Below are 16499 nucleotides of genomic sequence, written 5' to 3' on the forward strand. Positions count from 1 at the left end.
CAGCAGTTATGGCGCCCATTGGACTATGTATTTCAAGTCTAACTATCACTCCCCCTTAGGTGATGTGTCCTTGCTCCACAGGGAATTCGGTCTGCATTTCGATGTAGGCCATTTTTTTTGTGTGCTTGCTATCACGAAGCAAACGTTTACGTTTTATTTGGTACGCAGTTTCGGTAGTCTGTTTGTCACTATTGGTTATCTTTATCTGTTTTTCTTCAGTAATATCTAATGCTACGCAATTCAGATCAAAACAACACACTATAAAAACATAGATCAAGAGAGGAACTATGAGCCGAGTTTTTGCAGAAATTACAGGTTGGGGCAAATGCCTTCCACCCGCTGCACTTTCAAATCACGATTTGGGCACGTTCCTAGAAACGTCGGATGATTGGATTCGCACCCGTACTGGGATTGAAAGCCGTCGTATTAGCCATGTTAACACGTCGGATCTTGCCACCGTGGCCGCCAAGCAAGCCATCGCTTGTGCCGGTATCGACGCAAGTGAAATTGATTGCATCATCGTTGCAACGTGTTCTCCAGACACTTTAATCCCAAACATTGCATCTAAAGTACAAGCTAACTTGGGTATTCGCACTGCAGCATCTTTTGACTTAAACGCGGCGTGTACTGGCTTTGTTTATGGGCTTGAAACCGCGACTCGACTGATTCAAGCCGGTAATTATCGCAACGCATTGGTAATCGGTGCTGAGCGTTTGTCGTTCTACATTGATTGGACTCAACGCGACACGGCAGTATTGTTTGGTGACGGCTCAGGTGCGGTGGTTCTTAGCCGTACTGAAAATCCAGTTGGCCTTCAAGAGGCGCAACTAGGATGTGATGCTAAAGGGCGTGATATTTTGGCTGTTCCTGAATATGGAACCGCAATGGATCGTTTTGCAGCAGACAACGGCTACTGGGATTTCAACTTCGTTGGCAAAGAGATATTCAAACGTGCCGTGAAAGGCATGGGGGCTGCTGCTCATCAAGTTCTAGAGCGCTCCCAGCTGAGCACCGACAAAATTGATGTCGTTATCCCACACCAAGCGAATATTCGTATCATTCAAACTTTGTGTGACTTTGCTGGTATTGCACAAGAAAAAGCGTTTGTTAACATTCAAAAATACGGCAATACGTCCGCAGCAACAGTGCCTATCGCGCTTTGTGAAGCCGTAGAACAAGGGCATATTAAAGCGGGGGACAATATCCTTACTGCAGCGTTTGGCGCAGGCTTAACATGGGGTGCAGGGCACATTAAGTGGGGTGACAGGGTCACACCAATCGCAGAGTCTGATGCCCAACTTCCACCTTGTGAACAAAGTGCATTAGAATTATTAGATCAGGCTATCACGCACTGTAAAAATCGCCCTGAGTAATAAAAATTTACAGCTTGCCAACCTTCAGCTACTTTGGGTTAGGTAATACTAAAAAAGCCGCGATCGCGGCTTTTTCTATTTAGCAGGCGACAACTACTGTCTGATATCAAGTTTGCTGGGTATGTGAGCGGTGCGGGTAATGAATTAGCGCGTAGATCAGGCCCATATTGATGACCAAAAAGACAATTAACTGAACCATACCCCAGCCCTCAATCAGTATTGACGGACCAAACGCCGCACCCACAGTCTGAGCAGTAACGGCAAATCGAATCGCTGCTCCAGAATGATCCGCATCTGTAATCGCCCCCATCAGCAGGGGTAAGATCAAGTTCCATAAAAACATGAAGATAGAAACGGAAACTATGTATCCGGCGACTCCGTTAACGTTAAATAGCAATGCGATACACAAGACCTGAGCCGAAATAGCCGAAAATAAGACGACTCGCGCTACTCTATGGCTCATATTGGAAACATATACAGAGAAGGATGCACCCATAAGGCTAAATATTGTCCCTAGTGCCAAAATGTTACCTTGTTGTTGCCCTGTAACGTTTATTGCCGCGCTGATCTGGTTCAGCGCAGCCCAAGTTGCAGAATGCGTCATGAGAAAGACGAACAGAGCGAGTAAACACACAACTAACAATGGAGTACTTGGCTTTATTCCTAGGTCATCATTGCTTGCAAGCATTTTGGGCAGCTTAGGCAATACGTATAGGGCAGCGGATAGTATGGCCAACAATAGAAAAAACGCTTGAACACCAAATTGAGACGTTAAAGATGGCATGATGAAAAATGCAGTCGCACTGAATATCATTTGGATGGCAATTGCTTTCCCAAATGCAGCACTAGGGCTGTCTAATTTAGATAGCGCGTCATAGGTAAACATCGTAATTAACCCGGCGCAAATCCCAGCCCCCACTCTTAATGCGTAGAAATAGGCAATATCCTGACAATAAGCACTAGCAAGGTGAAATAGAGCAAGGGCAACGATGGTTGTTCGTTCGCTTATGACGAGAAGGGATGTCTTCTGAATAAGCAAATATAAGAATGGCGCGATGGCAAAACCGAGCAATTCAATGGTCGCCAAACGGCTCATTGCTTGTTGACTCGCATTAAACTGAGTCGCAATCGTTTCTAAGTAGCTCGGGAGCAACAAGAATACGCTAGTCGCGATCATCATCTTAATGCCAGCATTTAGCCAAGGGTATCGACTCAAATTAAACTCTCTTGTATATCATCCATGAATACTCGTTGAGTATAACGCTAAAATTACTTGTTTTAAAATAGTGACTTAACTAAAGCTTATCGATTTACTCTATCGGCAAGCGAGACAAACACTTCCTACACAAACAACGATCACTTTTTTCAATCCGCGAGGTATCGCGCTTTTCCAGTGAAAAGCACCAGCAAGTTTCATTTCCTGCGCTGATATCGCATTGGGCATTTTCACCACATTGCGGGCAGACATGGGAGCTTAATTCACCAGATAACGCTTTCATCGCGAGATCTCGCTCTTGCTCGGTCACATGCTGCCATTGAACGATTTCATCTATGGTTCTAAAGCACCCACTACAAATACCACCTGCATTTTTACATGCGGCCACACAAGGTGTTTTCACTGAATTGTCCCTAAACTGTCGAAATTGGGCGCACTATACCAAGTCTAAGCATTCATTACTCAAAATTCGACAAAGAAATCCTGATGCTAGGTTGTTACACTAAAAGGACATCCTCAATATCGAATCAAGGAAGACCGAATGTCTAAAACAGTAAAACTGTATTACGTGTATGACCCAATGTGTTCATGGTGTTGGGGCTACAAACCTGTTTGGAAACAAATTGAACAAGCGGTACAACAAGAGGTTGAAGTCCAATACCTATTGGGCGGCCTTGCTCCGGATTCAGACATTCCTATGCCTATAGAAATGCAAAAACAAATTGCATCATATTGGAAGAAAATCGAAAACTATCTCGGCACTCCATTTAATTACGACTTCTGGACCAATAACACACCGCGCCGGTCAACCTACCCATCATGCAGAGCGACGTTGGCGGCACGAACTCAAGGTAAAGAGATCGAAATGTTAGAGGCGATTCAAAAGGCCTATTACCTAGACGCTAAGAACCCGAGCGATGATCAGGTTCTCATTCAGTTAGCTGATGACATCGGGCTAGATAGCGACATTTTTAAGGGCGAGTTTTTATCTGATGACATCCATAAACGGTTACTTAGCGAAATATCCGTTACACGCTCAATCGGTGGGAACAGCTTTCCGTCTTTATTTATTGAAAAAAATGGCACGATCACTGAGCTTCCCGTTGATTACCAATCGGCAAGCACGACAATTTCTCAAATATTAGGCTTAACAACATAAATAAAAGTTATATCTAATATACCTAATAGTTATATTGGCTCGCTGTACAATTCTTTTGTCTAGATAATATAAGAATTTGTACTATGAAGTTTCGTTCGAAAATTGTTATCGCTACTAGCGCTTTGTTCTTAGCAACGCTGACAATTGGCGGTGTCATGCAGCAAAGTAAGGTTAGAGCGACGGCTGATTTACAGATCAACCAAAGTATTCATGAGCTGATCAATTCGGTAATGAACTCCATATCGTTCGAGTTAAGTTCAACTCGAGATCTGGTCAATTCAACGGTTGAATCGTTAAATCTCGATGCCACTAACACGTCATTTGTTACTAATATCATCGGCTCTAACACACTCCAAAAGAGTTTTCAGGCGATCGGTATTGGTTATGAATCAGACGGGACCTTAGTCACCAATACCAACTGGCAACCGGATGGTAGCTACGACGCTAGGCAAAGGCCTTGGTACATCGATGCAAAGAATAACAACGCCACAATATTGACCACACCGTATGTCGATTCATCAACCCAGGAAGTGATTATCTCGGTTGCATCCCCTTTGAGCAATATTGACGGAGGCTTCATAGGAAATGTTGTCTTTGACGTATCGTTAGAGCCATTGACTCAGTTGGTCAATCAAACAAACTTGTTTGATGCAGGGTACTTGTTCGTGATCACGAGTGATGGCAGCACCATTGCGCATCCAAATAAAGCAAATTACGGCGTGGCTATCGAAAACTATGCGCCCGGCGTTCAGATTGTTAGTGGCCGACAAGAAATTGAGATTGACGGTAAAGACTTCATTATTAATTTGGAAGAGGTTCCGAATGAAAACTGGTTTGTCGGCTCGTTAATCGATAAAGAAATCGTATTTTCTACAATCGACGATCTGCAAAATTTGCTGATCATATTTACTATCGTTTCTGTACTACTGGCTACGGTGATTTTGAGCGCATTGATACACCATTTGTTTAAGCCGATATACGCACTGAACGATGCAATTAAAGACATCGCGACCGGAGAGGGTGACCTCACTCGTAGGCTTAATACAGATACCGATGAAGAGTTTGCGGATCTTGCAAACAATTTCAACATTTTTGTGAGCAATTTACAGAAACAAATGCGGGAGTCTAAAAGCATCGCGACAACCGTAAGAGAGCAAGCGGAACTCACTAAAGATGCGGCCAATGAGTCAAATGACACCATGGGTAAGCAAACTCTAGAGGTAGAAAAGCTGGCTACGGCGATGAACCAAATGACAGCAGCCTCAACAGAAATGGCCCAGAGCGCTCAATCTGCAGCGAGTTCTGCCCAATCTGCTGACTCTATCAGTGGCCAAGGCATATTGGTCGTATCAAATACAAGCAATATCATTCAAAACCTAGCATTAACAATGGCGGAAGCGGCAACAGAAGTGGATTCACTTGTTACTTCAACTGAAGATATCGGGAAGATTCTAGATGTGATCAACAGCATCGCTGACCAAACCAATCTTTTGGCGTTGAACGCAGCGATTGAAGCGGCTAGGGCTGGAGATGCAGGGCGTGGATTTGCAGTGGTTGCCGAGGAAGTGCGCTCTCTTGCTAATAGGACTCAAGAATCGACCACAGAAATCCATACGATGATAGAAAAGCTAAGAGCAGGAACACACTCGGCATCAACGGCAATGAAAGTCAGTGAGAGCAATGTCGAAGGGGCAGTCACCAGTGCCCAAGAAGCGAACCTAGCGCTTGAAAACATCCGTAACCATATAGTGGAAATATCTGATCGAAATAGCCAGATTGCGGCGGCTTCAGAAGAACAAAGCCTTGTTGCGGAAGAAATTAATCAGAATACACTGATGATCAACGAACTCAGTAAGCAAATCGTAACCATTTCTGATGCGACCAATGCCAGAGTCTCAGATCAAGTCAACGAAGTGAAAAAACAAGAGTCGATTTTGGAAAAATTTAAGGTGTAGAAACTAAACCTTAAAATTTCGACTTTAATTCATAAAAAAACCAGCACGTTGAGTGCTGGTTTTTTTTAGGCTTGGCGTACCAGATACAAAATTGGCACCTGTTGATGCTATTACGCTTGAGCGAACTTGTAAGTGCGGTATCCGCCAATCATATTACGCGCTTTAAAGCCATTATTAACTAACTGACGATACGCAACATGACCGCGTAACCCAACTTGACAACAAATCACAATTTCTTTGTCTTTTGGTAGCTCATTCATGCGATGACGAAGTTGATCGACAGGGATATTAATCGCGCCTTCAATGAAACCGTTCGCGACTTCACCGGGTGTACGTACATCAATCATCATTTGGTCATCATTGAGTGTATCGACTTGATCATAATGAATACCTTTGGCGGTTTCATTCATCAAGTTAGTCGCAACAAATGCCGCCTGATTAATCACATCTTTTGCACTTCCGTACGGGGGAGCATAAGTGAGTTCTAGATGTTGAAGTTGCTCGACGGTCATTCCAGCACGCTGAGCCACAGCAAGAACATCAATACGCTTATCTACTCCATCTTTACCTGTCGCTTGAGCACCCAATATTTTTCCCGTGTCTGGTGCATAAAGCAGTTTCAAAGAAATAATTTCAGCTCCTGGGTAATAACTAGCATGGCTTGCAGTATGGACGTAGACTTTTTCGTAGTCGATGCTCTCTTTAATAAGTTGCTTCTCGTTCTTACCCACTGATGCCACAGCTAAATCAAAAATCTTACATATCGCTGTACCTTGAGTTCCCTGATAAGTCTCGCTTCTACCCAACATGTTATCTGCAGCCATTCGACCTTGACGGTTGGCAGGCCCTGCTAGCGGCACCAGTGTTTGGTTTCCGGTAACAAAGTCTTTTTCTTCGATCGCATCACCCACTGCATAAATAGCAGGATCACTGGTTTGCATTTGATCATTGGTATAAATACCACCTAATGCCCCAATCTGCAGCCCAGCTTCTTTGGCTAAAGTGGTTTCAGGGCGCACGCCGATGGCCATTATCAATACGTCGGTATCAAATGAGTCGCCATTATTGAGGCTCAGAGTCAATTTACCCGTTAAATGCTGGTGCTCAGTACTTTCACCAGAATCAAAACTGGCGACAGAAGTGTTTGGCTCAAAAACGATAGACTCTAATGCAACACCTAACCGCAAATCTACGCCTTTAGAACGGATTTCTGCATGCGCATAACCAGCCATTTCTTTATCGACGGGCGTCATCACTTGGTCAGCCATTTCGACTAATGTCGTTTTGATTCCTAGCTGATGAAATGCTTCCATCATCTCTAGCCCGATAAAGCCACCACCTACAACTGTTGCGTGTTCTGGCTTATTCATCTCCAAAGTACGCAATATTTTATCCATATCAGGAATATTACGCAGTGAGTGCGTGAGGGGATTATCGACACCAGGGATAGGTGGAACAATAGGAGCTGCGCCTGGACTTAGTAAAAGAAAATCGTAGCTTTCGGTATACTCGGAATTGTCGAGCAAGTTTTTAATCGTGACCGATTTGTTTTGTCTGTTGATGCTAACGACTTCGTTCATCACTCGAACATCAACATTGAAACGGGCCAAAAAGCTTTCTGGCGTTTGCAGAAGTAGCTTGCTGCGTTCTTGGATGTCTCCACCGATATGGTATGGCAAACCACAGTTTGCAAAGGAAACAAACGGGCCACGCTCAAACATGATAATTTCGGCATCTTCACTTAAACGACGAGCGCGTGCAGCAGCCGATGCGCCACCAGCAACACCACCAACAATTACAATCTTGGTCATTTCACTATTACTCCAATATCTAAAATTTCTTGGCCTATCATTGCAAACCCAACTTCTTGAGAACAAAAGCGGCGGGGCACAGGCCTGTAAAAGCGCTTTGAATGAGGTTCACACCGACAAAAACGGATAGCCACACAAAATGAGGGCTAACAAAAGCCGTTAATACTACCGACAGTATTACCATTGATCCTGCTAAAACTCGAATGCCATTTTCTATTTTCATGATTGCGTCCTCCATTCAACCAAGTTAACTATATTTGACTAATTTAGAAATGTCTAATAAAAATTCAAGTAGTTTAGTTATTACTAATTAACTATTGACACTCAACTCTAATTTAGTAATATCTAATTTAGAGTTAGCAATGAGGTGCCGATATGGAATTGGAAAAAATGAAAGCCAATGCGACAGAAGTCGCTGAAATATTAAAGATAATGTCACATCCAGATAGGCTAATGGTGCTTTGCCAGCTTGTTGACGGCGAAGTAGGAGCAGGACAGTTGCAAAGCCAGTCTCCATTGAGCCAATCCGCGTTTTCGCAGCACTTAACCGTTTTACGAAAGCATGAACTGGTCAAAGTTCGCAAAGAATCCCAACAGGTTTTTTATTCATTGGCTGATCCAAGAGTTGAGAAGCTGATTACTAATTTACATGATGTCTTTTGCAGTTAGCACAGCTAATTACTCTATCTATTTATAACTTGGTAATGAGGTAAACAATGTTCGACGTTATTCCTATGCATTCGTTAATTGGTGGCATGTTACTCGGCGTGTCAGCGACCTTGCTTTTACTGTTGAACGGTAAGATAGCGGGGATCAGTGGAATATTAAGTGGTCTGTTAAAAGCAGAGAAACGTGATTTCTCATGGCGGCTCATTTTCGTTATGGGAATGATCGCCGGAGGTCTATTTGGGGTCGTTGGATTTGGTGCCGATGTGCCAATGGAAACGGACCAACCTATGTGGTTAATCGCATTAGCTGGCCTATTAGTCGGAGTCGGAACAAAGTTGGGCAATGGCTGTACCAGTGGTCACGGGATCTGTGGCATTGGCCGTTTATCTAAGCGTTCTATCATCGCAACTTGCGTATTTATGCTGGTCGCGGCTTTAGTTGTGTTCGTGCGTTTACATCTCTTGTAATTTTAAGCAGTAGTTGAAGGTTTTATGATGTTTAGAGTGATTTCTTTGTTGTCCGGATTGTTGTTCGGTTTAGGGATGACCATTTCAGGTATGGCTGACCCTGCTAACGTGATTGGTTTTTTAGATATAGCCGGTAATTGGGATATGAGTTTGGCTTTTGTGATGGGTGGCGCATTGTCAGTTTTTTTGCCGATGTATTTTTTGGTTATTAAGAAAAATCAACAACCTCTGGTCAGTAATGAATTTTGCGTTTCAAGCAAAAAAAACGTAGACCGTAAACTCATAGGTGGTAGCGCACTATTTGGAATGGGATGGGGGCTTGCTGGTATTTGTCCTGGGCCGGTTGTTTCATCATTAGCGCTCGGCAACACGGCTTTTTGGTTATTTTTTGCCAGTATGTGTGTTGGGTTTATGCTGGTCATGGCGTTAGAGAAAAGCCAACAACGCAAGTTAGCGTTAGTGTGATCTAGTTGATTAGGGCTGACATTAAGTATGTATTACGAAAGATTGAACATCGCAAGGAGGCAAAATGAAACACGCAACTAATCAGGGATTTGTTCATAAAGTCATGAACAGCTATTTCCCACCCATACTCATTGTATTAGCCCTTGTTGTTGGTGGCATCTCTTTATGGTTAACACCGAAAGAAGAAGATCCTCAGATCATTGTGCCAATGGCCGATGTGCTGATTCAAGCGCCCGGTTTAAGTGCCAAACAAGTTGAAAAGCAAGTCACTGAGCCACTAGAAAAGCTGCTAAGCCAAATAGATGGCGTAGAAGATGTCTATTCTTCGTCAATGGAAAATGGTGCCCAAGTCATCGTGCGCTATTATGTTGGTGAAAGCCGCGAAGGTGCTTTGATCAAGCTATACAACAAGATCTATTCGAATCAAGATAAGATCCCGCCGTCGGTGACAAATTGGGCCATCAAACCAGTCGAAATAGACGACGTCCCGATTGTTGTAGCCTCACTGTATTCAACCAAGCCAGACGGCATTTCTACCTTTGAATTACGCCGTATCGCGCAACAAGCCACTCAACGCTTAAAGGCACTCGATAGTACCAATATAGTAAAAGTATTCGGCGGGCAACCACGTGTCATAGAAGTCGCACTCGACCCAAGTGCAATGGCAAGCCGGATGACCACTATTGATGACCTGCAGAATGCCTTTCAGCTCAGCCATCAAAAACAGAACGCAGGCATCACGCATCAAGCAGGCAACGTGTTCCATCTCGAATCCGGCCAATTTTTTAGTGATGCGTCAGAGCTTGGTTCGTTAGTCGTCAACGTAGTGAACGGCAAACCGGTTTACTTACGAGATGTCGCAACCATCACCGATGGGCCGAGCGAAGCAGAAAATGATACTTGGTATCAAAAAGGTTCTGCCAGTGGGCAAGTAAGCGACACTCACCCTGCAGTATTCCTATCTGTCGCCAAACAGAAGGGCTCGAATGCCGTCTCAGTGGCAAAAGATGTGTTAGCTGAACTCGATACACTAAAAGGTGAACAATTACCTGACGGCGTCGAAATCGATATTATCCGTAATTACGGACAAACCGCCGATGACAAAGTGTCTAACTTAGTATCTAGCTTGGGCATTTCAATTCTAACGGTGGTCGTTTTTGTTGGATTGTTTCTAAACTGGCGAAGTGCGTTGGTCGTGGGTATCGCGATACCTATTAGCTATGGTGCAGCGTTGGGTATGGACTTAGCGTTTGGCTACTCCATCAACCGCGTGACCCTGTTTGCTCTCATTTTAGCGCTTGGCCTGATTGTGGATGATCCGATTGCAAGTATTGACAACATTGAACGTTACTTAAAACGTAAAGACCTCAGCCGTACAAAGGCGATTGTCTTGGCAATGGCCGAGATACGCAGCGCGCTGTTAATGTCGACCGTTGCGATCGTTATCGTATTTACGCCAATGTTCTTCATTACAGGAATGATGGGACCATATATGGCGCCGTTAGCGTTCAATGTGCCGATCAGTGTGGTATTTAGTACGATCGTTGCGTTTATGATTACTCCTTGGCTTGCTAAGAAAATTCTGAGGTCAGCCCAAGATCAAGGCGAATACAATGTCCAAACGACTTTCTTATATAAAGTCTACAAAAAGGGCTTAACACCACTACTCGCAAGCCGTAAAAAAAGCTGGATGTTTTTGGGTGTGGTCGCACTTCTATTTGTCTCGGCCGCCATGTTACCCGCAATGAGGCAGGTGCCATTGAAGCTATTGCCTTACGACAACAAAAATGAATTCCAACTGGTACTTGATATGCCAGACAACAGTAGTTTTGTCAGTACATCGAATGCTTTGCGTGATTTCTCTTCTTTCTTAGTAGAGGTGCCAGAAGTGGAGTCTGTGTCTGCGTTCTCAGGCCTTGCATCTCCGATGGATTTCAACGGTATGGTTCGCCACTATTTTATGCGAAGCCAGCCTAGCCAAGGTGAATTGCGAATTGTATTAGCAGAGAAAGACCGAAGGGACATGCAGTCTCATGAAATTGTTACAAGATTGCGGACTGATCTTGAAACTATCGCACAACAATATGGAGCTCATATCCAATTAGTTGAAGTGCCTCCAGGCCCACCAGTAATTGCAACCCTGACCGCCGAAGTGTACGGCAAAGAAACCACAAGCTATGAACGCCTTCAGCAACAAGCACAAGTTGTCGTTGATAGGCTCAAACGAGAAGAGTTTGTATCGGAAGTCGACAGCTCAGTACAAGGGGACAGTCAAGTCTGGCAATTTGTGGTCGACCGCGAAAAAGCCGCACTGTCGGGTATTTCCGTTGCAGACATCAACCGAACCATTTCGGCTGCTAACCAAGGTTTCGTGCTTGCCAATCTAAAAGCTGAACGAGAACTAGAGCCACTGCCAGTCAGTGTTAGGTTGCCATCAAATGAGCGAGATAGATTGGATAGCCTATTGGCGCTTTACGTCCGTGGTCAAGCTGGTATCACTAAAGTTTCAGTGAATGGTGCACTAGAAGATACACCACAACCTTTGGTTCAAATATCTGAATTGGGGCGATTTGAAAAACGAGACTTAGATCAGCCGATTTACCATAAGAATTTAAAACCAGTGGTCTATGTATACGCAGAAAGTGTAGGCCGAGTTCCGGGCGAAATCATTGCTGATGTATTATCTGACCAAGATACACCGCCTAGCGATGAACGAATTCCAACATCAGATCGCACCTATTTTAACAATGGCGCTGGCGATGGCTGGAGCGTCGGCAAAGACATAGACGTCGTCTGGTCAGGTGAGGGCGAGTGGAAAATCACCGTAGATGTATTTAGGGATCTCGGAATTGCCTATGGCGCAGCGTTGCTTGGTGTGTTCATTGTCATGTTGATTCAAACTGGGCTACCAGCGGTTTCTGGCATCATCATGTTGGCCATTCCGTTAACAGTCATTGGTATCATGCCCGGGTTTTGGGTACTTAACATGATGGGCATTGATATTAACGGTTACCCAAACCCTGCTTTGTTCACCGCGACTGCAATGATTGGCATGATAGCACTTGCCGGAATAGTGGTTCGTAATTCTCTGGTATTGATTGAATTTATTCATCAGTCTCTAGCGGAAGGGCAAAAACTTCAAGATGCCCTTATTGAAGCTGGAGCGGTAAGAATGAGGCCTATTCTATTAACAGCAGGCACCACATTGCTAGGAAACATTGTGATAACACTAGACCCGATTTTTAATGGTCTTGCGTGGTCAATCATATTCGGTATTACCGCATCAACGGTATTCACACTAGCCGTTATACCCATAGTTTACCATTTAGCGTACCAAAACGTTGAAGGCCATGGTTTACCAGTACACAAGGAGGAAGAAGCATGAAATCATCAAAACTAACGTTAGGTATAGCGCTGTTCTCAATACTCGGTGTGTTGTTTCTTTATATGGCGGGCTTCTTTACGCCGAAGCTTGGTACACAGGAAGCACCATCTAAGCTGTCTGATCATGAGATTTCCGCATTAACAACCATTGAATTGCAGTCGTCAGTTTATGATCAACACAGACAATTTACCGGTACTGTAGTTGCTGACCAAAAAGCGTCATTATCCGCCCGATTAACAGCGAAAGTAGCAGAAGTACTTGCCCATTCAGGTGACAATGTCACTAAGGATGATGTACTCATGCGCTTAGAAAGTGATGATCTAGATGCGCGGGTGATGCAGTCGGAACAGGGGTTGTCCTCTGCACAAGCGCAACTTAATGCGGCTCGTAAAGAATATCAACGAGTGACCGAACTCGTGAGTAAGAAACTGCTGCCTCAATCGGAATATGATCGTGTGAAAAGCCAACTAGATACCACCACAGCCAAATACAAACAAACTCAGGCTGCCGTTCGTGAAGCAGAGGCGACCTTTGGTTTCAGTATCATTACCGCACCGTTTGATGGAGTGATTACAACAAGGCCGATCAACCAAGGAGACACCGCATCTCCGGGAATGCTACTTGTTACCTTGTATAACCCGAAAACGCTACAACTAGAGGTAAACATTTCTGAGTCTTTAATTAGTGATATTCAAATTGGCACGGAACTGTCTTTCGAGTTACCCACGTTTAAGCAATCAGGCATAGGTAAAGTTGTTGAAATTGCGCCGGCTGCTGACACCACTTCTAGGAGCTTTTTGGTAAAAATTGCACTTGAGGGAATCGACAACGTGTACCCCGGCGTTTTCGGCAAGGTTTCCGTGCAGAGTGGCGCTCTACAGGCATTACAACTACCTGAAGAGGCTGTCTATCAAGTCGGCCAACTTGATTACGTCAAAGTGATAAAGGAAGGGGTTATTCGCACCCAACTAGTACAACTAGCCGCCAACAATATGGTACGAAAGGGGGTACAAGCAGGGGATGTGATCATACTAAACCCACTTGATATCAATTAAGAGCAGCTAACGAAGTTTACAAATACCATAGCAACAAAAAGCGTTCAGTTATCTTAATAACTGAACGCTTTATTTTACCTAGCTGTCATTAAGGGGCAATCAGTCAGCTTATAAAAGTCAGAACCCGTTACTAGTATCCGAAGAACCTTGCCCACTTACACCACACCTTTTGCAAGCCCTCTCGATCCCCTTGTGTGAAAAAGACTTTCTGCCCTGGCTTAGCTTGTGCTAAGCGCGGTAAGTCGATGCGAGCAACACAACCCATCTTTGGGTACCCACCAATTGTTTGCCTGTCGTTTAACAAAATAATGGGATGCCCATCTGGAGGGATCTGAACCGCACCTAAAGCAATTCCTTCAGAAAGGCAGCTCTGTTTAGGCGTATCTAACGCAGGGCCCTCAAGCCGATATCCCATACGATTTGATGATTGACTCACCATGTATTCACTTTCATACAGCGTTGATTTTGCAGCATTACTGAATGTGTCGGCTTGATACGACTCTATAAGGCGAAGTACCAATGGTAAGTTATAGTCAGGTGTAAACCTAAATGTAACGTGCCTTTGTTTAGCTTTGGTTTCATGCTGGTGAAAGGGTATAAGGTCTCCCGCATTTAAGCTTTGTCCATCGCAGTTAAGCCCACCAAGTTGGTCTCTTTGAACGGTAGAGCAGCTTCCATAATGTTCTGGTGCTTCAAACCCACCTTTGACCGCCAAATAGGACCTAAGTCCGTTACGTGGTAACGAAAATGACAGCAATTGACCTTTCTTAGCAACAAAAGATGACCAATTTAACACTGGCTTACCATCTAACTTAGCCTGTAAATCTCCTCCGCATATCGAAAGCAAGCATTCATGATGGATAAAAAAAGCAGCTTGCCCTAACGTAATCTCAATAACGACGCTGTTTTTGTCATTTTTAAGCAGGAAATTAGCCCAACTGTAGGCGTAGTCGTCTATTGGTCCGCCTTGGGTTAATCCCAACTGACTATGTCCGAAACGACCAAAATCATGAATAAGACTTAATTGACCAGGTTTGATGACTTCTATAAGTCCCATAGTTTGCCTCCCAATTCGTCAAATTCTTCTCTTTCAATGGCACAAAAAGAAACGGTATCGCCAATGCTAAAGGGGCTGATAACTTCGCCTGTAGGGTTATAAAGCGGGATCGGACAGTTACCAATGATATTCCAACCTCCAGGCGAGCTTTCTGGATAAATGCCCGTTTGGTTTGCTGCAATGCCAACACTACCAGCAGGCACCGACAAGCGAGGCGTACTGTGCCTCGGTAGAACAAGCTCATTAGGTACTTCAGCCAAAAAAGCGAAGCCAGGCGCGAAACCCATCGCACACACGTGATAAAGGTGGCCACAATGCAACTCGACAACTTCTTCTTCTGTCAGACCCCGCTCTTGTTGATAACGCTTAAGATCAGGTCCAACGCTTTCATGGTAGTAAACAGGAATTTCTATATGATGGGCAGGTTGGGTTGGGGGGTATTCCAGCTCTCTTTTTACGATAGAAGAAAGCCTAGCGATCACCTCTTGTTCTGACATCAGAAACGGCAGGTAATCAACAAGTATGTTGGCATACGATGGCGTGACGTTCATGATCACATCCATCAATTCAATTCTAATGGTGTCGGCAATATGACCAATGTGTAAAGAAAACTTGGGATCAATACGGTCGCCAAGCTGAACCATGACACTGCATTCTGCTACAGGATCAATACGAAAAGATTTCACATCTAGCCTCCTAAGCTTTTTAGCCCTTGAGAGATTCTTTGTACCATCGCAATTGAGTCGGCGTTATCACCATGAACACAGATGGTGTCAGCTTCAAGTGTGATCTTAGCGCCGTTAATACTCGTGATACTGCCATACTGAGCGAGTTGAATGACTTGATGGTATATGTCATCTTGCAAATGATGTACCGCTTTCGGGTGAGTTCGAGGAAGAAGTAGGCCGTTATCTTGGTAGGCTCGGTCAGCAAAGGCTTCAAACAACAAAGGAACATTGAACTGATCGGCAAGGTCTAAGTAGCGGTTGTTATTCACGCCCGCCAAAATCATAACAGGGAGGCCAAAGTTTTCCGCTGCAGCCAAGATGGCAACGAATACCGACTCGCGACTCATCATGTCATTATAGAGGGCACCGTGGGGCTTAATGTATTCGATTTTGCAGTCGTACATTCTTGCCATCGCTACTAGCGCACCGACTTGATAAATAACACAATGCGTTATTTCATCATCAGAAAGGGGAATACTTCGCCGGCCAAACCCTTGTAAGTCTTGATAACTTGGGTGAGCGCCAATCATGACATTGTGCTGTTTCGCTAACAAGAGGGTTTTCGCCATAATATCTGGGTCAGAGGCATGAAATCCACAGGCTATGTTGGCCATATCAACCCATGGCATTACGTCTTCATCCATTCCCATAGACCACTGACCAAAGCTTTCGCCGATGTCGCAGTTAAGTTTTATTCTTGCTTTGTTGATCGTCACTTTATGTTTAACCCACTTGCTTCCATCGTCTTCATGACTATGAGCTTAATCATTTACCAAGATAAATATTAGTCGAAGATCTTAAAAGTATGATACTTGTTGCGAAAACAACGTTTTTGGACATAATTTCATGTTTAAACTAACATTCAGTGATTGAATGACTAATGACCAATTAATGCATTTCCTTAGTGATAATCGCTCAAAACGTTCACTTTACGCCAGCCACGCACGTCCAATGATATTACAAATACTTGTAAGCAATAAGTCTAAAAAGAAGCCGTCCTGACTCTTTTTTGATCTAAATCGACATTTTTACGATTAATTGGATTTGTTACTTCCTATAACAATTGGAACTGCTAGAATATATATGTTGCTTATTTTTAGAGGTTAAAAAACATTTTTTTAACTATTCTAACTAAAGTTGTTAATCAACCGATTGTGGA

At 44.0% G+C, this 16499-nt stretch carries 15 protein-coding genes; 8 read left to right on the top strand and 7 right to left on the bottom strand.

The features are described 5' to 3' along the window. Positions 1–287 precede the first annotated feature (287 nt). A complete protein-coding gene (locus QWZ04_RS10155; protein WP_290327573.1) occupies positions 288–1373 on the top strand; it encodes a ketoacyl-ACP synthase III in 1086 nt (361 codons plus the stop codon). Between the two features lie 106 nt (positions 1374–1479). Here QWZ04_RS10155 and QWZ04_RS10160 read toward each other — a convergent pair whose 3' ends face one another. Beyond that, positions 1480–2589 carry an MFS transporter gene (locus QWZ04_RS10160; RefSeq protein ID WP_290327574.1) on the bottom strand — a complete coding sequence of 370 codons (1110 nt, stop codon included), beginning with the start codon at positions 2587–2589 and terminating at the stop codon, positions 1480–1482. Positions 2590–2683: 94 nt separating this feature from the next. After that, positions 2684–2992 carry a cysteine-rich CWC family protein gene (locus QWZ04_RS10165; protein WP_290327576.1) on the bottom strand — a complete coding sequence of 103 codons (309 nt, stop codon included), beginning with the start codon at positions 2990–2992 and terminating at the stop codon, positions 2684–2686. 138 nt (positions 2993–3130) lie between these two features. Between QWZ04_RS10165 and QWZ04_RS10170 the strand changes: the two genes are divergently transcribed. Both QWZ04_RS10170 and QWZ04_RS10175 read left to right on the top strand, forming a co-directional pair. After that, positions 3131–3748 carry a DsbA family protein gene (locus QWZ04_RS10170; RefSeq protein WP_290327578.1) on the top strand — a complete coding sequence of 206 codons (618 nt, stop codon included), beginning with the start codon at positions 3131–3133 and terminating at the stop codon, positions 3746–3748. 83 nt (positions 3749–3831) lie between these two features. Further along, positions 3832–5703, top strand: a complete 1872-nt coding sequence (locus QWZ04_RS10175; RefSeq protein ID WP_290327580.1) for a methyl-accepting chemotaxis protein — start codon at positions 3832–3834, stop codon at positions 5701–5703. Between the two features lie 110 nt (positions 5704–5813). Here QWZ04_RS10175 and QWZ04_RS10180 read toward each other — a convergent pair whose 3' ends face one another. After that, a complete protein-coding gene (locus QWZ04_RS10180; protein WP_290327582.1) occupies positions 5814–7514 on the bottom strand; it encodes an FAD-dependent oxidoreductase in 1701 nt (566 codons plus the stop codon). Between the two features lie 37 nt (positions 7515–7551). Continuing rightward, the gene (locus QWZ04_RS10185) at positions 7552–7737 is read right to left on the bottom strand and encodes a YgaP family membrane protein (RefSeq protein ID WP_290327583.1); all 186 of its coding nucleotides are present in this window, start codon (positions 7735–7737) and stop codon (positions 7552–7554) included. A 152-nt stretch (positions 7738–7889) separates the two neighbouring features. Here QWZ04_RS10185 and QWZ04_RS10190 point away from each other — a divergent pair, with 152 nt between their 5' ends. From QWZ04_RS10190 to QWZ04_RS10210, 5 genes are all read left to right on the top strand, one after another. Next, positions 7890–8183 carry an ArsR/SmtB family transcription factor gene (locus QWZ04_RS10190; RefSeq protein WP_290327585.1) on the top strand — a complete coding sequence of 98 codons (294 nt, stop codon included), beginning with the start codon at positions 7890–7892 and terminating at the stop codon, positions 8181–8183. Between the two features lie 47 nt (positions 8184–8230). After that, positions 8231–8650 carry a YeeE/YedE family protein gene (locus tag QWZ04_RS10195; RefSeq protein ID WP_290327587.1) on the top strand — a complete coding sequence of 140 codons (420 nt, stop codon included), beginning with the start codon at positions 8231–8233 and terminating at the stop codon, positions 8648–8650. Positions 8651–8674: 24 nt separating this feature from the next. Next, a complete protein-coding gene (locus QWZ04_RS10200) occupies positions 8675–9115 on the top strand; it encodes a DUF6691 family protein (RefSeq protein WP_290327590.1) in 441 nt (146 codons plus the stop codon). Between the two features lie 64 nt (positions 9116–9179). Next, positions 9180–12500, top strand: coding sequence for an efflux RND transporter permease subunit (locus tag QWZ04_RS10205; protein ID WP_290327592.1), 3321 nt, complete (start codon positions 9180–9182; stop codon positions 12498–12500). Further along, a complete protein-coding gene (locus tag QWZ04_RS10210; RefSeq protein ID WP_290327594.1) occupies positions 12497–13555 on the top strand; it encodes an efflux RND transporter periplasmic adaptor subunit in 1059 nt (352 codons plus the stop codon). Before QWZ04_RS10205 ends, QWZ04_RS10210 begins: the two co-directional genes overlap by 4 nt. 130 nt (positions 13556–13685) lie before the next feature. Here the strand turns inward: QWZ04_RS10210 and QWZ04_RS10215 are convergent, their stop codons facing one another. The 3 genes from QWZ04_RS10215 to QWZ04_RS10225 are packed head-to-tail and all read right to left on the bottom strand — an operon-like array spanning position 13686 to position 16050. Continuing rightward, entirely contained in the window at positions 13686–14612 is a 927-nt protein-coding gene (locus QWZ04_RS10215; RefSeq protein ID WP_290327596.1) for a 5-oxoprolinase subunit C family protein, read from the bottom strand. Continuing rightward, positions 14600–15298, bottom strand: a complete 699-nt coding sequence (gene pxpB, locus QWZ04_RS10220) for a 5-oxoprolinase subunit PxpB (protein ID WP_290327598.1) — start codon at positions 15296–15298, stop codon at positions 14600–14602. The genes QWZ04_RS10215 and pxpB overlap by 13 nt, the downstream gene beginning before the upstream one ends. 2 nt (positions 15299–15300) lie before the next feature. Next, positions 15301–16050 carry a 5-oxoprolinase subunit PxpA gene (locus tag QWZ04_RS10225; protein ID WP_290327766.1) on the bottom strand — a complete coding sequence of 250 codons (750 nt, stop codon included), beginning with the start codon at positions 16048–16050 and terminating at the stop codon, positions 15301–15303. Positions 16051–16499: the final 449 nt, after the last annotated feature.

The organism is Vibrio tapetis subsp. quintayensis (genome assembly GCF_030409945.1).
Lineage (GTDB): Bacteria > Pseudomonadota > Gammaproteobacteria > Enterobacterales > Vibrionaceae > Vibrio > Vibrio quintayensis.